The sequence below is a fragment of the Reichenbachiella sp. genome (genome assembly GCF_965233835.1).
Lineage (GTDB): Bacteria > Bacteroidota > Bacteroidia > Cytophagales > Cyclobacteriaceae > Reichenbachiella.
In genome coordinates, this window is sequence record NZ_OZ247585.1 from 3183320 (window position 1) to 3204917 (window position 21598).

Annotated in this window: 17 protein-coding genes; 9 read left to right on the top strand and 8 right to left on the bottom strand. The window is 39.0% G+C overall.

What is annotated here, in order from left to right; translation table 11 throughout:
- The first annotated feature begins 21 nt into the window (after nucleotides 1-21).
- The gene (locus ACO6S2_RS13400; RefSeq protein WP_422359068.1) at nucleotides 22-705 is read left to right on the top strand and encodes a head GIN domain-containing protein; all 684 of its coding nucleotides are present in this window, start codon (nucleotides 22-24) and stop codon (nucleotides 703-705) included.
- 68 nt (nucleotides 706-773) lie between these two features.
- Here the strand turns inward: ACO6S2_RS13400 and ACO6S2_RS13405 are convergent, their stop codons facing one another.
- Nucleotides 774-2483 (bottom strand): Na/Pi cotransporter family protein, encoded by a 1710-nt coding sequence (locus ACO6S2_RS13405; protein WP_422359069.1) that lies wholly within the window; start codon nucleotides 2481-2483, stop codon nucleotides 774-776.
- A gap of 180 nt (nucleotides 2484-2663) precedes the next feature.
- On the opposite strand from ACO6S2_RS13405, the gene ACO6S2_RS13410 reads away from it, so the two are divergent.
- Both ACO6S2_RS13410 and ACO6S2_RS13415 read left to right on the top strand, forming a co-directional pair.
- Nucleotides 2664-3773, top strand: a complete 1110-nt coding sequence (locus ACO6S2_RS13410; RefSeq protein ID WP_422359070.1) for a Na/Pi symporter — start codon at nucleotides 2664-2666, stop codon at nucleotides 3771-3773.
- Nucleotides 3774-3886: 113 nt separating this feature from the next.
- Nucleotides 3887-5071, top strand: a complete 1185-nt coding sequence (locus tag ACO6S2_RS13415) for a porin (RefSeq protein ID WP_422359071.1) — start codon at nucleotides 3887-3889, stop codon at nucleotides 5069-5071.
- Nucleotides 5072-5130: 59 nt separating this feature from the next.
- On the opposite strand, the gene ACO6S2_RS13420 is transcribed toward ACO6S2_RS13415, so the two are convergent.
- From ACO6S2_RS13420 to ACO6S2_RS13445, 6 genes are all read right to left on the bottom strand, one after another.
- Nucleotides 5131-5922, bottom strand: a complete 792-nt coding sequence (locus ACO6S2_RS13420) for an XRE family transcriptional regulator (RefSeq protein WP_422359072.1) — start codon at nucleotides 5920-5922, stop codon at nucleotides 5131-5133.
- Nucleotides 5923-5975: 53 nt separating this feature from the next.
- Nucleotides 5976-6257, bottom strand: a complete 282-nt coding sequence (locus ACO6S2_RS13425) for a hypothetical protein (RefSeq protein WP_318171712.1) — start codon at nucleotides 6255-6257, stop codon at nucleotides 5976-5978.
- A 139-nt stretch (nucleotides 6258-6396) separates the two neighbouring features.
- The gene (locus ACO6S2_RS13430) at nucleotides 6397-7608 is read right to left on the bottom strand and encodes a DEAD/DEAH box helicase (RefSeq protein WP_422359073.1); all 1212 of its coding nucleotides are present in this window, start codon (nucleotides 7606-7608) and stop codon (nucleotides 6397-6399) included.
- Nucleotides 7609-7638: 30 nt separating this feature from the next.
- Nucleotides 7639-9477 (bottom strand): M1 family metallopeptidase, encoded by a 1839-nt coding sequence (locus tag ACO6S2_RS13435; RefSeq protein WP_422359074.1) that lies wholly within the window; start codon nucleotides 9475-9477, stop codon nucleotides 7639-7641.
- A 139-nt stretch (nucleotides 9478-9616) separates the two neighbouring features.
- Nucleotides 9617-10261: an alpha/beta hydrolase gene (locus tag ACO6S2_RS13440; protein WP_422359075.1), complete on the bottom strand. Its 645-nt coding sequence runs from the start codon at nucleotides 10259-10261 to the stop codon at nucleotides 9617-9619.
- On the bottom strand, nucleotides 10261-11433 hold the full coding sequence (locus ACO6S2_RS13445; protein ID WP_422359076.1) for a PQQ-dependent sugar dehydrogenase: 1173 nt from the start codon (nucleotides 11431-11433) through the stop codon (nucleotides 10261-10263). The genes ACO6S2_RS13440 and ACO6S2_RS13445 overlap by 1 nt, the downstream gene beginning before the upstream one ends.
- A gap of 101 nt (nucleotides 11434-11534) precedes the next feature.
- Here ACO6S2_RS13445 and ACO6S2_RS13450 point away from each other — a divergent pair, with 101 nt between their 5' ends.
- The 6 genes from ACO6S2_RS13450 to ACO6S2_RS13475 all read left to right on the top strand — a co-directional run bounded on the left by ACO6S2_RS13450 (nucleotide 11535) and on the right by ACO6S2_RS13475 (nucleotide 20789).
- Nucleotides 11535-13448 carry an ABC-F family ATP-binding cassette domain-containing protein gene (locus ACO6S2_RS13450; RefSeq protein WP_422359077.1) on the top strand — a complete coding sequence of 638 codons (1914 nt, stop codon included), beginning with the start codon at nucleotides 11535-11537 and terminating at the stop codon, nucleotides 13446-13448.
- A 114-nt stretch (nucleotides 13449-13562) separates the two neighbouring features.
- Nucleotides 13563-14453, top strand: coding sequence for a hypothetical protein (locus ACO6S2_RS13455; RefSeq protein ID WP_422359078.1), 891 nt, complete (start codon nucleotides 13563-13565; stop codon nucleotides 14451-14453).
- A 40-nt stretch (nucleotides 14454-14493) separates the two neighbouring features.
- Nucleotides 14494-15228, top strand: a complete 735-nt coding sequence (locus ACO6S2_RS13460) for a hypothetical protein (RefSeq protein WP_422359079.1) — start codon at nucleotides 14494-14496, stop codon at nucleotides 15226-15228.
- Between the two features lie 121 nt (nucleotides 15229-15349).
- Entirely contained in the window at nucleotides 15350-15670 is a 321-nt protein-coding gene (locus ACO6S2_RS13465; RefSeq protein ID WP_422359080.1) for a PadR family transcriptional regulator, read from the top strand.
- A gap of 10 nt (nucleotides 15671-15680) precedes the next feature.
- On the top strand, nucleotides 15681-18326 hold the full coding sequence (locus tag ACO6S2_RS13470) for an ABC transporter permease (protein ID WP_422359081.1): 2646 nt from the start codon (nucleotides 15681-15683) through the stop codon (nucleotides 18324-18326).
- Nucleotides 18327-18647: 321 nt separating this feature from the next.
- A complete protein-coding gene (locus ACO6S2_RS13475; protein WP_422359082.1) occupies nucleotides 18648-20789 on the top strand; it encodes a T9SS type A sorting domain-containing protein in 2142 nt (713 codons plus the stop codon).
- A gap of 129 nt (nucleotides 20790-20918) precedes the next feature.
- Here the strand turns inward: ACO6S2_RS13475 and ACO6S2_RS13480 are convergent, their stop codons facing one another.
- Complete coding sequence (locus ACO6S2_RS13480) at nucleotides 20919-21596, bottom strand: hypothetical protein (RefSeq protein WP_422359083.1); 678 nt, start codon at nucleotides 21594-21596, stop codon at nucleotides 20919-20921.
- Between the last annotated feature and the right edge of the window lie 2 nt (nucleotides 21597-21598).

The following is a 21598-nucleotide window of genomic DNA, read 5'->3' on the forward strand; positions in this document are numbered from 1 at the left end:
CAATCAAAAATTTACAATCTCATGAAAAAAGCAATAACCTGTTTGGGTATCCTTCTAGCAAGCTTCTTAGTGGTTCAAGCTCAAACCAGTGAAACAAGAAAACTTGACTCATTTAACGAAGTCAAAGTAAGCGAATCCATATCGGTAAGAATGAAAAAAGGCAATACTAATGAGGCCAAAATAGAGACTCGTGGCGTAGACGCTGACCGTGTCGAAACTGAAGTTGAAGGATCCACATTATACATCCGAATGAAAAGAGGTAATTACTTTTCCAAAAACGTTGAGATTGACCTCACCTATTCAGGAAAATTAGAGTCCGTTTCCGTAAGCTCTTCTGGTTCGGTCATTGGATCAGACGAAATAGCCACAGAAAATTTTGAAATTCGAGCTAGCAGTTCTGGTAGAGCAGACTTAATACTCAACGTTAGAAAATTGGATGTCAGAATTTCTAGCAGTGCTGATGTTGTTCTTTCAGGGAAGGCCAAATTTCAAGACATCGACATTAGCAGTTCAGGAAGACTATCCGCATACGACATGGACAGTGAGGAAGCAGATGTGAAAGTTAGTAGCTCAGGCAAAGCAGAAATAACTGTTCACGGTCTAATTGATGGAAGAGCAAGCAGTAGCGGCAAAGTCTATTATCGAGGAAATCCAGACAAAGTATATGTCGATACGAGTAGCAGCGGTAAAGTCAGAAAGGATTAGTTTACTGTAAAAACAAAAAAGCCCGAATCTTCTAAGATGATTCGGGCTTTTTTATGAATTACCGTCTCTTACGATACAGACACATGTTCTTCAATACCTACAATACTTTCAGTCACATTGATAATGTGATCTCCGATTCTTTCACATCCAAAGATGATATCTCTATAAACAATTCCAGTCTGTACGTCATAGTGATTTTCCTCGACGCTCTTCCAGTGCTGCTTACTCAATTCCTTTTTCAATTTATTTATCGATGACTCTTTTGACATTGCATCTTCTAATTCTACCTCAGAATAATCTGCCTTTAGATTTGTATGCATGACAGTCAATGCCTCATCTACAGAACTGAAAATCTTCTGAATGTTCGAGATCTGATCGTCCGTAAATGTAAGATTGTGCTTATTTTTTCTGTTAATTTCTCTAGACATTCTCATGAAAATATCAGCAGTTCTTTCCAGGTCACTTGTGATGCTCATGATTGCACGAATCTCTTCAGAGGCCGCCGTACTCAATCTACCTTCAGATACTTTCACTAGATAATCGTCGATTTCCATTTCAAGTTCGTCCGTACGATCTTCATACTTTGAAATTTTATCTGTAAGCTTTTCAATTCTCTTAGTGTCGGTAGACTCGATCAGTTCCTGGACAAACTTGCTCATCTTCACTACATGCTTACTAAATTTAGCCACTTCCTTTCTCGCTTCCATCAATGACAATTCTGCAGTTCTCATCAATTGTGTACCAATAAACTCCAAGTGAAATTCTTCATCTTCTTCGTCTTTGGATGATATCAATCGAGTTACCACATTTTCGATTTGAGGCACAAACCATATCATAATAGCCGTATTCAAGATGTTGAAACTAATGTGGAAATAGGTTAGCCCCCATTTGATAGCTCCAGTCTCGTTTAGTGGTGACCCATTGCCTGTACTCACCATGATAGAATCGATTCCATTGATATAAAAATTAAATATCAAAAGCATCCAAACCACTCCAAAAACATTGAACATAAAGTGAGCAAGTGCTGCTCGCTTCGCATGAACATTACCAACTAGAGCTGCCAAATTAGCTGTAATAGTTGTACCAATATTTTCTCCTAACACGATACCCGCTGCCATATCATAAGGAATCCATCCATTATCACACATAATCAAAGTAATGGCCATGGCAGCACTTGAAGATTGAACTACTACAGTAAGCACGGTTCCGATAAGCACGGCAATTACAACTGACAAAAATCCAAGGTTATTCAAATCAGTGATCCAAGCCAAAATTTCTGGATTGTGTTTCAAATCTGGAACAGCACCTTTCAATGCACTCAATCCCATAAATAGGAGAGCGAATCCAATCAAGAACTCACCCCAGTACTTCCACTCCACTTTTTTAGCAAACAATAGTGGAAAACCAACTGCTATAATAGGAAGCGTATAATGCGAAATACTAAATTTTGAAAAACCAAATACCAAAATGAGCACCGCAGTAATGGTGGTACCAATATTGGCGCCCATAATTACTCCAATGGCCTGTCTAAGCTTCAACAATCCTGCATTCACAAAGCTCACTACCATTACTGTGGTAGCAGAAGAGGACTGTATAATAGCAGTAGTCAAAAATCCGGTAAACACACCACTTACTCTATTTGAAGTAATAATGCTCATTACAGATCTCAAGGAATCCCCCGCTACCTTTTGAATCGATTCACTCATTACTTTCATTCCATAAATGAAAAACCCGAGTGCTCCTACAAGTTTTAAAATGTCATAAATTCCGTATTCCACGAGATCGTTATTTTATTTTCTGAATAATTATTTTTTCCGCTGCAAAGCTATAAATATTAAGGAAGTTCAATTTTAAATAAATGTTAAGGATAAACCCAATATCAGACGATTAACATTTGATATGTTAACAATTTGGTAATATACGGCAAGACAATCTATTCTAATTTTGCAGCCGGAATTATGGAAGGTAATATAAAACAAAATCAACTTAGTGTAATTCAATTCATTTTGAGCATTTCTGTTGCTCTTTTTGTGTTTTTGTGGTCATTAGATTTAATGACCGGCACTTTTCATGTCATCGGCAATGAAACTGTAATAAAAATATTGTCGATAACTTCTAACCCTTTTATCAGCCTATTTATTGGCTTGTTCATCACCGCGGTAATTCAAAGTAGCAGCACAAGTACATCACTCATAGTCGCAGTCGTTGCATCAGGAGGCATGACTTTGGAGAATGCAGTACCTATGATCATGGGAGCAAATATTGGCACTACTTTGACAAGCACCATTGTTTCTTTGAGTTACATCACGGACAATAAGGCATTCAAAAATGCCATTGCCACTGGAGTTATGCATGACTTCTTTAATATCATGACCGTAATGATTCTGTTTCCACTTGAATACTACTATCATTTACTGTCTAAACTCTCTACTTCGGTAGCTTCTATTTTTAACCTCTCAAACATCCCTACAAAAACAGGTCAAGATTCAAGCTCTGGTTTATTCGATATTATCAATGGATTTCTAATAAAATCAATTGATTACAAAATAATCCTCGTGCTGATTGCCTGTGCTACCCTCTTTGCATCTATAAAGATTATTTCGAAAATAATTTCCAAAAGAATGATCGGTGCTTCTGACGAGCGATTTCAGGAAGTTTTCTTTAAGCGTAAATTGAATTCGTTCGGTCTTGGTACCATGTTAACAGCTGGCATACAATCAAGTTCGATAACAACTTCTATCATTGTATCTCTTGGAGCGACTGGAAAGGTTCAGCAGAGCAAAATTTTCCCATACATTGTAGGAGCCAATATTGGCACCACGATCACTGCCTTGATTGCTGCCTTTAATAAATCTGAAGCAGCTTTGAGTATCGCTCTTGTGCACTTTCTATTCAACCTCATTGGCACCCTCATCTTCTTGCTTATACCGTACCTCAGACAACTTCCTATTTATTATGCAAGAAAATTTGGGTTCATGACGATGCAGTACAAAGTAATTGGATTCTTCTATATCCTATTTGTGTTTTTCATTTTGCCATTGGCGTTGATCTTTCTCAACAAACTTTAATAGCTATTTTTCAAGCCGTTTCCTTTGTTAACAATTACTTAACATTAAAATAATTATGGAGTAACTAGTTACAAGAAGCTACCCAATAACTTCGCGGCATATATTCAGAAAATATGAGATTCATTTACATTACTATAGCTTTGGCTGCGTGCGCCGTAATGGCCCAAGCTCAATCATTCGACGGCAGTAAGATGGGAAAAGGTATTCGCTTTATGGCGAAAGATTCCTCTTTCAGTATGCAATGGAATAATAGATTCCAAACGCAGTATATCGGTGCTCAAGACCTAGAAACCAATGAGTACGCAGATGCATTTACGATTAGACGTTTTCGTTTGAAATTCAAAGGACATCTCTACGATCCAAGAATCAATTATAAAATTGAGTTAGCGATGTCTAACCGAGATCAAGGAGATTTTTTCGCAGAACACAATGGAGCGGCAAGTATTGTACTTGATGCGGTATTGAAATGGAAGTTTCTCCCAGGATGGCAACTATGGGTGGGTCAGACCAAACTTCCTGGCAATAGAGAACGCGTTATTTCATCTGGTGCTCTACAGCTTGTAGATCGAAGTAGATTGAACAGTAGGTTTAATATCGACCGTGATAAAGGACTTTGGCTACACCACGAACACAAGATGGGTAATGTTGTTCTTCGAGAAGTAATCGCCCTTACTAAGGGAGAAGGAAGAAACATAACCGAATCCTTGGAAGCAGGATATGATTACACTTTCAGGGGGGAGATTCTACCTTTCGGGAAATTCACAAATAAAGGCGATTACTTTGGAGAGGACTTGGCGAGAGAACAATCACCAAAACTATCCATTGGAGCGACCTATGATCACAACTTTGGAACATCAAGACAACGAGGTCAATTAGGGTTATTTATCCTTGATGCCAATGGCGATAAAGTTCACAGTGACTTAGCTACAATTTTCGTAGATATGATGTTCAAGTACAAAGGATTTAGTGTCATGTCCGAATATGCGCACAAAAGAGTAGCAGATGGAGTAATTAGTGGCGTTACAAGTAGTGGAGATGATATCTACTTTTACACTGGACAAGCCTTTAACATTCAATCAGGCTATTTGTTCAAAAATAATTGGTCAGTTGATGGTAGATTCACGGACGTAAGACCGGAGCGAATTGAAATTGATGACGATGAAAGAAGATATGAAATTGGTTTTGGAAAATACATTGTCGGCCATACTTTGAAATTGCAAGCAAGTGTTGCATACAGAGATAGAGCGACTAAAAATGACAATATGATCTATTCGGCACAATTAGAAATAGGATTCTAATTCGTAAGTAAGCTCTTTCAAAAACACCCCACCAAGAATAACTCCTTTGTGGGGTGTTTTTATTTAGAGTCTTTGAGTTTTATTATTTCGTTTTGAAGATTCTTGACAATACCTGAAAGCTCCTCCATGGACAAGTCACCTTTACCATCAGCATCAGGAAAATCGATACTTATAAATGCCTTGGATTCCCACACCTCAATAATATCTTTGGCGTCTACTTGATAAGGTGCATAGGACTTATTGTCTGAGACAAGAAAGAGTTTTCCGTTCTCCTCTACATAGTTGAACACTCTCTTGTACACTACGCCCTCCTCTTTGCTCAGCAACACATAAGTCTTTCCATTCTTTATATTGGAGATGTTCTCTACGTACTCTCCAATAATCACTGTTCCGGGCTGCAATGGCAACATAGAATCCCCGGAAATTTCAAAGGCACGATAGGTTGCATTTTTAGGTAACATAGGTAGTTGAAACTTGGGCATCGTTTCTATGTAGGTTGGATCAGCATAGCCGTTCATGTAGCCTGCTGATGCTTTCTGAGGTATTAGCTCGATGTTTTCGTTATCCTCCTTATCCACTGTAATAGCCAGGACTTTAGCACTTCCTTCTTCTTGCTGATGTAGTTCTTCATCGGACAACTCACTAACCATCTTGCTGATCAGCGTATCGACACTCACGTTAAACACTTCAGACATTCGAAGTAAGTTGTTCAATCGGGGATCGGCCCTACCCTCTTCATACGCACCTACCAGTGATCGTTTGATCCCAATGGCTTCAGCAAATGTCTCTTGTGTGTATCCGAATTTCTTTCGTAAGAATTTAATATTGTCGTTTACCTTGGCTACTTCCATGTTCGATTTTCAATTGATAACAAACTTAACAGAACCTCTTTTTATTCCAACCATTAAGCATCAAATAGCACCATACCCGTATCACTCACTGCTGGCTTTCCTATCGAATACAAATTGATATGATGAAAATTTTCACGATTCTTTACCTGATCTAAGCGCTTGATAATTTTTTCAACTACATGTTTCAAGGTCTCTCCTGAATCAGCCAACACATAACCATACATCTTTTTCGTTTTTTGAACTGATGCATGAAATTTAACTTGACATTTTCCAGATTTCAACTTCTTAGACGTGAGTTTTAGTCTGTATTCTCCTCCTACAGTATATGTTTCCATTACTAATTATTTTATCATTAAATTAATTAAACCCGTTGATTGATCAATTAATTAGCGCTAATGACAATAAAATTAGTATTATAATTCTAATCAGCAAAACTAAATGCTAATTTTTTTAGTAAAACATATTGAATTAGAATTACTTCTTGCTGAATCGACGTTTATTCTGACCGTTTCGCTTTGGTTTGGATGCTCTAAACTTCGGATTGTACGCTGGCCCTTCTCCGATATGCTCAGGTATTTTAACCTTTTGAATTTCCTTGCCAATCAGTTCTTCAATATTTGAAAAATTGTACATATCCTCTTCATTCACGAAAGTGAATGCTACACCATTGGCATCTGCTCTACCTGTACGACCAATTCTGTGTACGTAGTCCGCTGCGTCTCCAGGCACATTGTAGTTGATTACCATGTCGATGCCTTTGATATCGATTCCCCTACTCATTACATCAGTAGCTACCAACACATTGATCTTCTTATTAATAAAATCCTGTAGGACATCCTCACGTTTCTTTTGTTCGAGACCGGAGTGTATAGGTGCCGCATTGATTCCAAGACTCTTAATCTCTCTCGCAATTTTATCAACTTCACTTTTTCTTGATAAGAATACGATCACACTATCCATCTTTTTAGCCGAGAAGATATGCTTGATCAATTCAGGTTTCTGACCATCATAAATCATAAACGCTCCTTGAAGGATATTTTCAGAAGGCTTTGATATCGCAATATTCACCTCCTCAGGATCATTCAAAATTTCCTTGGCCAGCTTTCTTATTTTCGGTGGCATCGTAGCCGAGAACATCAATCGCTGACAATCTTTAGGAATGAACTTCATGATTTTTTTCAAATCATCATAAAACCCCATATCTAGCATTCGATCAGCTTCGTCAAGGATGAAATGCTTCACTTTTGACAGATCTACATACTCCTGATTCAAGTGAGCAATCATACGACCTGGCGTCGCTATAATTATATTAGCTCCCTTGAGAAGTGCTTTCTTCTGTACATCCCAGCTCATTCCATCGCCACCACCATAGACCGCCAGAGAGCTCGTTTCAACAAAATACCCGAGCCCTTGAATTTGCTGGTCTATCTGTATAGCAAGCTCCCGGGTTGGCACTACCACAAGCGCATCGATACTGCCATGATCGGATTGATCATGAATCTGCTGCATGGTAGGCAATAAAAAAGCTGCGGTTTTACCTGTACCTGTTTGTGCACAGGCAATGAGGTCTTTGTTTTCTAAAATAATGGGAATGGCTTTCTCCTGTATAGGAGTAGTATTTTCAAAACCCATGGCATCTACTCCATCCAATACGGGCGGGTGAATACCAACTTCTTTAAACTTCAAATTAATTATTCTTATTGATCGTACTCAAATCTACAAGTTATTCTCCAGTTTCTGAGGCTTCCCTTTGATTTCTACCTCACTATTACGATTTGGATACCTATTGTTGTCATAATTTAGATCAATCATACGACGAGAGGGATCAATCTCTACGGTCTCCACGTCTTCGATATTCACATCTACAACAAAAGAATAATAAGGATTGACCCATTTCCATGGAGTCATTAGTATTTCATCCTCTTGCAACGCCCTATTTCCTCGCATCAATCCTAATGGAATATTGTAGCTCGTCTTGCTTCCATCCTTCATGGTAATCATTACATCTAGGGGCATGGGCATTAAGCCAATTCTTTCCATTGAAATTTCGATTCCTCCTTTTACAGTATTAACATTAGATAGAGCATAATCAATGGTTTTTGTCGTTTTCACCCAATAATCAAAAAACCAGCTCAACTCCAAGCCACTTTCTTTTTCCATAATCACCTCAAAGTCTACTGCATTTGGATGTTTGAATTTCCAAGTATTATAATAGCGTAACATAGCTCTGTCGAACACATCTCTTCCCATGATGTATTCAAGATTTTGTAAGGCCAATGCTCCTTTGCCATAGGCAGCCATACCGTACGCCCTGTGATCTTCAAAGTGGTCTGCATGAGTAGTCAGTGGCTCTTCTTTACCAGCATCAACTATACCTTTATAATACCTGTAGTAGCCTGCCATAGGTTTGCGCGACACAAAGTTTTCGTCAAATAGATAGTTCATGGTCATCTCATCGTAATACTGATCAAATCCCTCATCCATCCAATAGAGATAGCTCTCATTCGTACCCAAAACCAATTGGTAATAACTATGAAGGAATTCATGAACGGCTGTACCTACAACAGACCTCAGTGATTTGTGCCCTGTCATAAGAGTAAGCATAGGATACTCCATTCCTCCATCTCCACCTTGCACTACCTTATAAACAGGATATGGATACTCTCCGCATTTTGCTTCAATAAACGAAATGGCCTTTTTCATATAGTCGCCCAACTGTTCCCATTGTTCTTTCAAGGTGTCAGCCTGATAGTAAATATGAACATCTAGTCCTTCTCTAATATTTACAACATCATGTGTATAATCTGGATCTGCTCCCCAAGCAAAATCATGTACATTTTTGGCTACATAACGATGAGTAGTCTTACCCTTCTTCGATTCTTCAGCACTTTGCAATACACCTGAGGCCCCAACTACGTAGTCATTGTCTATAGTAATAGACACATCATAATCACCCCAAGGGCTATAAAACTCTCTCGCGATATAGTCGTGTGGATGCCAGCCCGAGTAATCATACTCTGCTATTTTAGGGAACCACTGCCCCATAGAGTAGCGAATACCTTCAGCATTATCTCTTCCGTTTCTCCTAATTTGAATAGGCACCTGACTTTCAAATTCCATATCAAACTCTACGGTCTCTCCAGGCAAAATTGGAGAGGATAGTTTGGCAGTCATAATAGTACCATCAACAGAAGTGCTAACCTTCTTTCCATTTTGCTTGAAATTTTTGATTTTATGATATCCAATCTCGTCTTCATTCAATTTGAAGATGCGATCCTGAACCCCTCTTCGAGCATCAGTATGGGTTCTACTTCTTACATCCATCATACTTCCTGGCTGGAAGGCATTGAAATAAAGGTGGTAAAAAACCTTATCGAGCGTATCAGGGGAATTATTGTAATATTTAAGTTTTTGGACGCCTGTAAACTGATTGGTTTCTACATCCATATCAATCTCCATCTTATACTCCACATTTTGTTGCCATCGATCTGGTTGTGCTGCTGCTGAATATCCTAAAACCACCAAACTCCATACAAGTATTCTCCTTGCCATCATATTATTTCATTATTAAATTAGATAGGCAATTTAAACACAAACCTCAGAGGTCAGCTGTATTTTGTGATGGATTGAAATATGATGTGGTTGACGGTAATTTGAATTTTAAAATCCATGTATTAACTCTTGAAAGGAATACCTAATCTATACATGAAGCCAGCACCTCACGCTTCACTTCATGAATACCATCAAATACAATAATTTCTGGTTTTAGCCCAATGGCCGCTTCCATTTTATCGACTTCAGGTTGGTAGTTTTTATCTAGAGCATAAAATTCATCTTGAGACCCTAAGACCACTTTGAGTTTAGCCTTGGCATTGAGATGTTCAAAATCTACTGGTTTAAGTTCGGGAGGAAAACCGCCAGCCCATAGCACCAGCGTATCAAAATCAATTTTTGCATGTGCCGCCACCCTACTGATCATAGACACTCCTTGTGAGAATCCCATTAAATGAACCTTATAATTGTTCAGAGAGTTTCCTCTAAAAAGTTCATTGGTCACTGCATCAAAATACGATCGTTGATTCTGCATGTCAGTTTCTCTACCTTCCTTGGTCATCCAGCTGGCTCCTACATTTTTTTGATCTGGGAGATAGAACTTTGACAATCCTTGAAGTACGATAACAAAATGCTTATTGGGGTCAAACACATCAAATCTTCTGATAAAGTATTTCGCTAATTGACCATAACCTGGACAAGCAATCCATACATCTGTGGTTTGATCAGTCAACTCATTGAGTGTATAAAAAGGCGCTGAAAAATTGAAATCAATATGATGCTCCATCAGTTGGCTGAGTAAGAAATTCGATAAATGACTCCTGCTCTGTCATCAGAAACTAACATCGCTCCATCAGGCATAATCAATACATCTACAGGCCTACCAAAGGCCTCCTGCGCTTCTTCATCCAACCATCCATAAGCAAATGGCTCATATCCTGTTGCCTTGCCATCCTCCATTTTGATCCGCATCACTCGATACCCAATCTTGCTGCTTCTATTCCATGAGCCATGCTCGGCGATAAAAATATCATTCTTATATTCCTCTGGAAACATATCACCCGTATAAAACTTCAATCCAAGTGGGGCTACATGAGGACCTAGTTGCTGAGCTGGAGGTGTAAAATCTGTACAACTATATTCCCCACCATGAGTAGGGTCGGCTATATCTCCTCCATGACAATAGGGATAACCAAAATGCATGCCTGACTTTGGCGCATGATTCAGCTCGCAAGGAGGCATATTGTCGCCCATCATGTCTCGTCCATTATCGGTAAACCACATTTCATTAGTTTCTGGGTGCCAGGTAAAACCCACTGTATTTCTCACACCTTCGGCGAAAATTTCAAACCCTGATCCATCTTTATTCATTCGGGTAATAGAGGCATAAACTTCCTTTTTGCTTTCGCAAATGTTACAAGGAGCACCTACAGGCACATATAGTTTATCATCCGGTCCAAAGGCGATATACTTCCACCCGTGGTGCTTATCACTCGGAAATTCATCCGAAACCAAAATTGGTTCTTTTACATTATTCAAGTCAGATTCTATATCAACAAACTTCCAGATTTTGTTGATCTCGGCTACATACAAATCACCATCCTTGAATGCTACCCCGTTAGGGGTATTCATATCCTCTGCAATGATGTATTTTTTATCTGCTACCTTGTCTCCATCTGTATCTTCTAGTGCATATACTTTATCATCTTGTCTGGTCCCCACGTATAATATGCCACCAGGGCTTAAAGTCATCGATCGGGCATTAGGCACGTTGTCCGAATAAAGACTTATCGAAAATCCTTCAGGAAGCTTGATGTCTTTTAGAGCCTGGGTCAAAGACTCGTCTTCTAGCGTGTCATCAGTCTCAATATTAGCTGTATCATTCTTTGGAGTTGATTCACACTGATAGAATGAAAAAGCACTGAATACCAGTATAGCAATTGATTGGGAGTAGCGCATGCTTGTGTAATAAATTTCTTAGCTAAAATTACAAGGGATGATGTCTAATATCAAATGTTCGTAGAGTTTTAATTGCTTATGATCCTTTGCATATTTGCGGCATGATTTCAATCAACAATTTATCGTACTATCTGGGTAGCAGAGCGCTATTCGAAAATGCATCCCTCCACATCAAACCCAAGGATAAAATTGGATTGATCGGACTTAACGGTACGGGAAAATCTACATTGTTGAAATTGATCATTGGCCAACTCCAAAAGGACAGCGGAGAGATCAGTATGGCCAAGGACTGTACCATTGGCTTTCTTAATCAAGATTTACTTTCTTTCCAATCAGACGATTCTATACTATCGGTAGCTATGGAGGCCTTTGCTGAAGTGATTGAGCTTCAGCACCAGATAGACAAAATTATTCACAAGATGGAAACCAACTATGAGGACAAGTTGGTAGAAAGACTATCCCGTTTGCAAGAAGAATTTGAGGCCAAGGACGGCTATGTGCTTCAAAGCAAGGCAGAAGAAGTACTCGAAGGCATTGGTTTTAAAACTGAAGACTTGCAGCGTCCGCTAAAAGAATTCTCTGGAGGGTGGAGAATGCGGGTTATCCTGGCCAAACTTCTTTTGGAAAAACCATCCATTCTGATGCTTGATGAGCCGACTAACCACTTGGATTTACCGTCCATTCAATGGATAGAAAATTACCTCAAATCCTATGAAGGCGCCGTTATCGTTGTCTCACACGACAGACAGTTCCTAAATAACACAATTAACAAAATCGTAGAAGTAAGTGGCCAACAACTCACACCCTATCCAGGCAACTATGACAACTATCTGGAGGAAAAAGAATTGAGAAACGAATTGCAAAAAAATGCGTTTGAAAACCAACAAGCCAAGATTCGGCAGACCGAACGATTTGTAGAGCGATTTCGTGCAAAAGCTTCCAAAGCACGTCAGGTTCAATCTAAAGTAAAAGCATTGGATCGGATGGACAAAGTAGAAGACGTGATAGAAGAAAATGCAGCGGTTAATTTCAAATTCAACTTCAGCAAGCAATCAGGCCGTCACGTTTCCATTCTGGAAAACATTTCAAAATCATACCCTGGGATAGACATACTAAAAAATGCCAACGGAACTATAGAACGAGGTGATAAAATTGCACTCATTGGAGCCAACGGCAAAGGAAAGTCTACCCTACTGAGAATCATTGATGGAGATGAAAAAGTAGAAGGCAAAGCAAAGATGGGCTTCAATGTGAACCCATCTTTCTATGCGCAGCATCAGCTAGAGTCTTTGAATGTCGATAACGAAATCTTGGAGGAGCTTAAACAATTTGGCTCCGGTAAATCCGAACAAGAACTTCGTGGGGTATTGGGTTGTTTCCTGTTTTCTGACGAGGATGTATTTAAGAAAATCAAAGTACTTTCTGGTGGAGAAAAATCAAGAGTGGCTCTGGCCAAGACATTGATTTCCGAAGCCAATTTTCTTCTACTCGATGAGCCTACAAACCACCTTGATATTCAGTCAGTGAATATATTGATTCAGGCTTTACAACAATATCAAGGCTCTTTTATCCTGGTTTCTCACGACAGATATTTCGTTACTCAGGTTGCCAATAAAATATGGTGGATCGAAGATCAAGAACTGAAAGAATATCCTGGTACCTACGAAGAGTATACCTGGTGGTGTGACAAAAACAACAAACCTAAGGATACTTTCAAACCGACTGTAGTCAAAGAAGAAAAACCCAAGAAAGAGAAAAAACAGAAGGTAGTTGATGTTGATCAAAAGGAACTTTCTCGGCTTAAAAAAGAACTCAGTAAAGTAGAAACTGAATTGGAAAACCTAGAAGTGGAAAAGACTAAACTAGAAGCAGATCTCGCTGACCCGGCCAACTTCAATGATGCCGAAAAATTGACAGAAATTAATCAGGCTTACGAAATCAATAGCGAATCACTCAAGGCCAAAGATCAAGCCTGGGAGACACTGGTAGAACAGATTGAAGAACTAGAAGGGTAAACATTTCGGGATTTCCTTCGGGTTGTGTTGGCTACATTCATTCAAGTTGTACTCAATCTGCTATTAATTAATTCCCATTTATTACATTTAAATATAAATCAGCAAAATCGAACTATGAAAAACTCAGCAAAACTCCTCACTATCCTGCTTTTTACAACTCTTGTTTGTAGCTGTGGTAAAAAATCTACTTCAGAAGAAAGGAAAATTATTGAGGAACAACTAGCTCAAGAACAGGAAAACAAGACCATTCATGACATTGACCAATTACTAAAGGATCTTCCCTCCCCTTCGTTGGTTCCATTTACTCTCAAATCTATTGATGCCACTTTTGACAATACACTTATAAATGAATTAAGCAATGTTAACAAGTATGAAGGCAATGCGGACAAGCTAGCGCTAAACATGGGAGTATTTGCTTCTGACGTTAGTTATTTGGCAGCCTATGGATATGAAGAACAGTGTCTAGAATACCTGAGTGCATCACATCAAATGGCAAAACTATTAGGAGATTCTACCATCTATGATGATGCACACATTCAGAACTGGAAAGGACATATTGCAAATCAAAATCAGGAAGAAATATCAAAGCTTCTAAATGAACTGTTCGTTACAACGAGTGTTCAAATGGAAGAAGACCATCACCTGAACATGGCTGGATTGGCCTTGGCAGGCAGTTTCATTGAAGGATTGTATCAAGCGGTTGTCACCATTGATAAGGCTTCTTCTACTGAAGCGGATGAAAAAAGTTTAGGTCCCCTCGTTGAAGTTGTGCTTAAACAAGAACCAGCACTAAAAGAAGTGATTGAGGTGCTCAATGATTTACCCAGCGATGATACTATCAGCACTATTGTGACAGAACTTCAAATTCTAGATGTGCTTTACAAGGGAGAACTCAAGGAAATTGATGAAATGATGAAAGCTGATCCAAATTTTTTAATCAAAAAGCATATGCTGGTAGACATCGACGGTGAGATCAAAAGAATCCGTCAGTGGATTGTGGAATGACATCAAAACGTCAGCCATCAGCTAACAATCTCCAAAAAGAATGAAAAACGTCATTGGAAAATATGCTTTTGAAGTGGTCGTAATATTCATAGGTATTACGGCCTCTTTTCTTTTTGAAGAATGGAGGCAAAATCAAGAGAAAGAAGAAAAAGCCATTGAGATCATGGAATCAATGGTCATTGAGCTTGAGCGGAATGATAATTACGCACGGTATGCTGACACGATCTACTTTGAACTAGATTCTGCTATACAGCTTATCATACAAGGTAACAACGGTAATGAAACAGATGGTGCTGAGGAGATGTTATTGGCTGATGTCACATTCGGCCTTATGGAAGAAATTACTAAAAATCGCTTAATAAATATCTCATCATTTATTCGCGGATTCTCATCTTCTGATCAGCTCCACCTAATAAATAGCAATAAAGAAATAATTACCTATTTGAGCTATTTGGAAACTGTGTTGGTTGAACATGAAAACTACACCAATGATATACGTGCCTATGCTTCGCTCAACCTTTGGCCAGCAATATATGACTATGGTTTAGCAAACTATCTAGTTTGTAAATCTGAAAGTGAGTTTAATAACTATCAGCAGAGTGCTTCCAATTTAATAGCCAAAGACATTAAAGAGCTTAAATCAGATCATGGATTAATAAAGCACCTGAAATGGTCGCAACTAAAACTCAGAAGGCTTATTGAAATTAATCAATTCATCCACAAGCACATCAAAAACACAATCAGGGAACTGAATAAAGCAATTGAAGAAGCCTGATACCAACGCTTAGTTTAGCTCAACCCTTCCCCACAAAGAGGTTTATTAAGTATTTTATATAAACTACAATTACGAATTAAATAACATTCTATATATTTACGACAATTACGAATAATATAGAATGAAAAAGACAAAACTCGGAGAATTAGAAGAGCTTGTACTCCTTACTGTTGTGTATTTGAATGAATCGGCGTACGGTGTTCAGATTAAATTAGAGTTAGAAAATCGTTTGAAGCAACCTCTTAGCGTGGGTTCTATTCAAACTTCTCTAAAGAGAATGGAAGAAAAGGGTTATTTGACTTCCGAATTTGGTGAGGCCACTCAAAAAAGAGGCGGCAAACGCAAACGTATTTATTGCGCTACTCCCCTTGGGCAAAAGGTGCTACAAGAAATGAAGACAGTACGTTCTAAGTTTTACGAAGTTATTCCCTCCATCTCCTAGTTTCCATTTCATGAAAAAGAAACAACCATCCCCTCCAAGCTGGCCATCACGTATACTGAGACTTTTTATTCACAAGGACTACCTAGAAGAAATTCAAGGTGATCTGGAAGAGCTCTATCAAAATAACTTAGAAAATCATTCTACTTCCAAAGCAAAATGGCTTTATACCATTGAAGTCATTAAACTACTCAGACCCTTACTCCTTAAAAGCCTGGAGGGTACCTATAAAATGAATAATTACGGAATTGTAAAAAACTATGTCAAGATTGCCTTACGAAACCTGCAAGCAAACAAACTGCAAAATGCCATAAAAATAGCAGGCATCACAATAGCACTGTCCACTTCCATCTCCATCTATCAGTACATCACTTTCGAAAGGAGTTATGACCAATTTCACTCCAATGTGAATCAGTTATACAGAGTAGATGTGGATCGCATACATAGTGGTGTAGTACAAAGTCAAAAGGCTACCTCCTACTCAGCTTTTGGTCCTGATGCTCAACTAGACATTTTCGGTATAAAGGAATTTGCCAGAGTGAGAATTAGAGCCTCTAGTGCGGTCGTAAGTAAAGACTCAACACTAATGACTTATAGTATTCAAAAACCGGCTTTTGTAGACCCTTCTTTCCTATCGATGTTTGATTTTGGGTTGAAAGAACCATCCATTCTTGAAGATCCTAATAGCATTATCCTAACTCAAACAACAAGCGCTAAATACTTTGGCAATCAAAACCCACTAGGACAAGTTATCACCTTGATACATGGCAGGTATGAATTGCCGCTAGAAGTCAAAGCCATTATTCCTGATGTCAAACCCAATTCACACATCCAATTTGAAGCCTTAATTCCATATCATGCTTTTTTTCCAGAAACCGATTGGATCAGTAATTCGTGGGATTGGTCCGGTGTGACCACTTATTTAAAATTGAGTTCTGACGTCTCTCCAGACCAAGTGGCGTCTTCATTTTCTACCTTGGTACGCAAGTACAAAGGTGATAAAATGAAGGAGCGAGATATGGATTATCAATTTTCTCTCAGACCAGTTAAAGAAATTCATTTGAATAGCCAGCTAGATGGTGAGTTGGAACCCAACGGTAATGAGCAGTCACTTTACTTCTTAGGAATCGCAGCTTTGCTCATTCTGACTCTTTCTTGGTTAAATAATGTAAATCTAACCACAGCACACAACGCAACCCGATCGAAGGAAATGTCTGTAAGAAGAGTGCTAGGTGCCCAAAAAACGCAAATATTCGTGCAGTTATTTATAGAATCATTATTGACCCATGGCATAGCTGTTATCCTTGCTTTCGTTGTTATTTCTACTTCAACTGATCTGATAGAAGCTTGGTTAGATATTTCGCTAAATGTAGATACGCTACTGCAATTAGAGTTTTGGGGCTTATTCATACTTTATATTATGCTGGGTAGTCTCTTTGTTTCATTTGACTACCAAACGATCTTCAATTCAATTCGCCTGAAGAATACTCTGCAAGCTTTTAGTACAAAACCAAGTGGCTCATTTAGAAAAGTAGCCGTGTCCTTTCAGTTTGGTATTCTTCTGGCATTAATCATCATGACCTGGGCGGTCACTGACCAACTCACCTACATCCAAAACTATAATCTGGGAATAGACAAAGAAAAGGTTATAGTCATAGAAAAACCAAGACTTTCCAGATCACTAAGCGAGGGCTCTTCAGCATCTGCGTTCCAGGATAAATTAGCGCTACTACCATGGGTTAAATCATATACTAGCAGTTTTCAAGTACCCGGGAGCGAATTGGGTTGGACTGGTGGAATCCGCCAAACCACACAACCAAAGGAACTAGGTCAGGACCTTTATGCAACTGCAGTAAGTGATCATTACATTAAAACACTTGGACTAAAATTGGTAGCAGGGTCAAGTTTTGAAGACATTGCTTGTGAAGAACATAGCCACGTAATACTCAATGAAACCGCCACTCAATTGCTCGGATTTGACAAACCCAAAGACGCAGTATTAACTAATTTAATTAACAGCACAGGCCGTAAACAAAAAGTAATCGGTGTCATAAAAGACTTTCATTATAGCTCCCTTAGAGATCACGTGGAACCTTTGATGCTTGCCCACCTGCCCAGACCCTTGGATTATATATTTGTCAATCTGGACGGTGGCGACTTGTACAATCAAATTGAGCAAGTAGAAACGGCATGGAAAGAGTCTTACTTCAATACTCCTTTTGATTTTTTCTTCTTGGATAATCACATCAATCAGCAGTACAAGGCAGATATTGAATTCAAGAAATTGTTTACTGCATTTTCAAGTATAGCCAGCCTATTGGCCTTTATGGGTATATTAGGACTTTCCTCTTTTTTTGCCTCTAGGAGAATCAAAGAAATTGGTATCAGAAAAGTATTGGGAGCCAACCTTGCTTCAATTATTTGGTTACTTTCAAACCGTTTCATATTACTCATTGTAATAGGCTCAACTATTGCGATACCCTTCTCCTACTATCTCATTTCCATTTGGCTTCAAAGTTTCGCTTATCAGATTGAGATTACCTGGATGTGGTTTATCAGTTCTTTTTTATTGGTGATTTCCGTATCATGGTTTGTACTAAGCCTTCAAACCTTAAGAGCCGCTGGTGTTAACCCTGTTGAGTGTCTGAAAGATGAGTAATTATAGTTCTACAATAGAACCAAACATAGTTCCTAAGCCCAACCCAAAAGTTCAGGAGAAAAGTCCGTCATGAGTTCGTTTCATCATAATATCAGTAATAGGCGTTAAAACATCAATACATAGCATGCTTGCTTTTTATTATTGTTGATTAAGTGGTGAATCTTTATTCGATAGAGTCATCTACAAGAGGATGTAACGAAAATTGACTGGCAAGATATATAGCTCACTAAATTTTCCATAGTTCAACCTACCAGGTAAAATTTCATCCTCAACATTTATCCCACCTTCCCTACTTTATTATGAAAACAAAAAGCATGCATTATGAAAATAAACAAACTACTAAAGATACTCCTATGTGTCATTTTATTAAACACCTTATGGGTGTCAACCAACCTTGCTCAGGTCAATGAACCTAAGGTATACATTCATTATATGGCTTGGTTTGGCCCAGGGGCTAACGGCAATCATTGGAGTCATGGCACCGCACAAGAACCGTTGATTGGCCATTACAATTCTCAGTCATGGGCTACTCACTTGTACCACATTTTGCTATCCTCGGCCTGTGGCATAGATGGGATGGTAATTAATGTGAGGACCCAATATGACGAGAACAGTTTCAAATCAGTCTTTCCGTCACTACAACGAATCATTGACATCAACCCTAATTTCGATTATGAAATCGGAGTGAGTTATGATGACCAAGACAGAACCCAGCAGTCGGCAGAGCTGGAATTACAAGTACTAAGGGACGAAGTTTTACCCCATACAAATCATTACATCTACAAAGGTGGACAGCCAGTCATCTTTATATGGAACTATGCCGGATACTTATCTTCCAATGATTATCGCAACGCTGTATCTAATGTTTTCACTATTCAAACACCCATCTTGTTGAGAAATGAAATTGATTTCAATATCGGTTCTGGCGTCATAGACTCCTATTACCCTTGGGTACAGGGCTATACTTACGACGGCTTAGAATGGGGTGGTGGATATTTGAATTGGTACTATCAAACCCTTAAAAGCAGGCAAGAAATAAACTTCAGGACTGGGGCGGTTTGGCCTGGTTTCGACGATAGACAAGCGAGTTGGGGGCAAAATCGGTGGATCGATAGAAGAGGTGGCAACACCTACAACGACACCTGGAATTTGGCCCATGCCAATAGCACAGACCTAGATTGGATAATTATAGAAACTTGGAATGATTGGAATGAAGGTACAGAGATAGAACCCAGTGTAGTTGATGGATTTAAATACGTCGAACAAACCGCGACCAACATAGCGCAGTTTAAGGGCAACACCACGTCTGTGGATACTGCCCTCTTTCATGCCTCTACAAAGATCTATGAAGCAGCCTCCATGATAGAATCGTTGACCCGGGATTCTGTAGTGTACTATGCAATATTAGAAGATGCCATTTCAGCATTTATAGGACAAAACGCTAACGTATCCATTCAAAAAGCCGAACAGATCATATACGACCTTGGCACATGTACTCCGCCGAGCATTACTTTTAAGAACCAAATAAACGGCGGGTCATGGCAGTACAATCAAAGCAGCTTATCTGTGAATGTAGGAGATACTGTCCTGTTTTCACCTGAATCACCAAATTCGGCAAGTTGGAATTGGACTGGATCCAATGGATTTTCTTCGAACCAAAGAGAAACCCTGTTTCAAAATCTGAGTTCTTCTCAATCCGGCAGTTATGTCGTCAACGTGGTCGACAACAATGGATGCACTAATAATTATCATATTGACCTTGCGGTTAATGAATTGAATGACTCATACTACATCATAGATAGATGGCAAGGTACATATTTATATGATGCTGGCAGTAATGTAGGATACGGCAGTTCAAATACCAACACTTTGTACCAATGGCAGCTGATAGAAATAGATGGCCATACTATCATTCAAAATGTGGACACTGGAGATTATATGAATATTCAAAACCTATGGAGCACCGTGGAATGCACCAGCATACCCAATAATTATTGGAGTGCACATTGGATATTAGAGGATTTTCAAGGATACATTAGAATTAGAAACAGATGGCAAGGCACTGATTATATCAACATCGAAAACCTAGTTGGTTTTGCCGAGCGAAGTGCCATATTCGAAGGCGCTTACTCTAGCCATTGGTCCTTTGTCCCAGTGGTAGGTTCAACTTCCAGAACTCTATCAAATCCGGATGAGTCAAAATCTTTTGCCGAATCCAAAACCTTACTCTACCCTAACCCGGCCCATAATGAGTTAGTTATAAGTTCACATTCTGATGGCCCTATTAAGCTTCAGATTATTGACAACTCGGGTCGGTTGGTCTATCAACGGGCATTCAACAGCAACTACATAAAGAAACACTCTGAACTAAAAGTTGATGTTTCGGATCTCAACCCAGGGTTATACATCATAATCATTGAACAAACTGGCCGATCCACTTATCATAAGTTAATGAAAGAATAACGTCAGGTTATCTAGAGATCTTGAACATGCACTTCAAGGTCTCTATTACTTTATTAGTGAATACTAAAAACTCATCAGGGGGTATTGATAAATCAATAACTAAAGCGTTACTAATTACACTGCTTTTCTTTACTTCTTCTCTAGTGGTTTGTCCATCTTCATCACAATGCTTTTGAAGATTTCCCAGGCGCGATAGAAGCGATAATGGATTTTGAAGTCTGAATCTTCTACCAGATTCTTTTGGGCATAAAACAACATCAGGCTGTTAAGCTTAGCATACAGCTCTTCTCCTAACCTCGTCCTCTTGGTATAACCAAACGGTACGAAGCCCATCATAGCTACCTGCTTACCTCCCATAGGTTCGACATAATGTTCTTCGACTAACCCGAGTCCTTCTAGTCTTTCCAGAATATCTTCAATAGAACCACCAAACAAGGAAGCGTACTCAAAAATGGGGTCTTCGAGTTTTTTACGAGTGGTATAAAACAACATGGAATTGAGCATCTCTAACATACCCTCAAGTGCTTCAGCTCTATTGCTCCATCTTGTACGATGATGAGTAGTCAATGAGTCCAAAGACATCTCCAAAAAGATCTTCATGTCCTCTTCGGAAATCTCTACATTTTCTACGATGTACGACAAGATCGGCACCCACATATAGGCTTGCTTGGACGTATACAACAATTCCGAACTTGGTTCTTCTTCACCTTCAGGCGGCACATAGGCCGTAGTCATACAGAGCAAACCGTACTCATCTACTTTCAAAATGGCTTCGTTTCGCTCGTTTATTAATTGTTCTAGACTCATTA

Excerpts from the sequence above, each read along its gene's own strand:
- ACO6S2_RS13400 (WP_422359068.1), top strand. The coding sequence starts at position 22 with ATGAAAAAAGCAATAACCTGTTTGGGTATCCTTCTAGCAAGCTTCTTA.
- ACO6S2_RS13410 (WP_422359070.1), top strand. The coding sequence starts at position 2,664 with ATGGAAGGTAATATAAAACAAAATCAACTTAGTGTAATTCAATTCATT.
- ACO6S2_RS13415 (WP_422359071.1), top strand. The coding sequence starts at position 3,887 with ATGAGATTCATTTACATTACTATAGCTTTGGCTGCGTGCGCCGTAATG.
- ACO6S2_RS13420 (WP_422359072.1), bottom strand. The coding sequence starts at position 5,922 with ATGGAAGTAGCCAAGGTAAACGACAATATTAAATTCTTACGAAAGAAA.
- ACO6S2_RS13425 (WP_318171712.1), bottom strand. The coding sequence starts at position 6,257 with ATGGAAACATATACTGTAGGAGGAGAATACAGACTAAAACTCACGTCT.
- ACO6S2_RS13435 (WP_422359074.1), bottom strand. The coding sequence starts at position 9,477 with ATGATGGCAAGGAGAATACTTGTATGGAGTTTGGTGGTTTTAGGATAT.
- ACO6S2_RS13440 (WP_422359075.1), bottom strand. The coding sequence starts at position 10,261 with ATGGAGCATCATATTGATTTCAATTTTTCAGCGCCTTTTTATACACTC.
- ACO6S2_RS13445 (WP_422359076.1), bottom strand. The coding sequence starts at position 11,433 with ATGCGCTACTCCCAATCAATTGCTATACTGGTATTCAGTGCTTTTTCA.
- ACO6S2_RS13450 (WP_422359077.1), top strand. The coding sequence starts at position 11,535 with ATGATTTCAATCAACAATTTATCGTACTATCTGGGTAGCAGAGCGCTA.
- ACO6S2_RS13455 (WP_422359078.1), top strand. The coding sequence starts at position 13,563 with ATGAAAAACTCAGCAAAACTCCTCACTATCCTGCTTTTTACAACTCTT.
- ACO6S2_RS13460 (WP_422359079.1), top strand. The coding sequence starts at position 14,494 with ATGAAAAACGTCATTGGAAAATATGCTTTTGAAGTGGTCGTAATATTC.
- ACO6S2_RS13465 (WP_422359080.1), top strand. The coding sequence starts at position 15,350 with ATGAAAAAGACAAAACTCGGAGAATTAGAAGAGCTTGTACTCCTTACT.
- ACO6S2_RS13470 (WP_422359081.1), top strand. The coding sequence starts at position 15,681 with ATGAAAAAGAAACAACCATCCCCTCCAAGCTGGCCATCACGTATACTG.
- ACO6S2_RS13475 (WP_422359082.1), top strand. The coding sequence starts at position 18,648 with ATGAAAATAAACAAACTACTAAAGATACTCCTATGTGTCATTTTATTA.
- ACO6S2_RS13480 (WP_422359083.1), bottom strand. The coding sequence starts at position 21,596 with ATGAGTCTAGAACAATTAATAAACGAGCGAAACGAAGCCATTTTGAAA.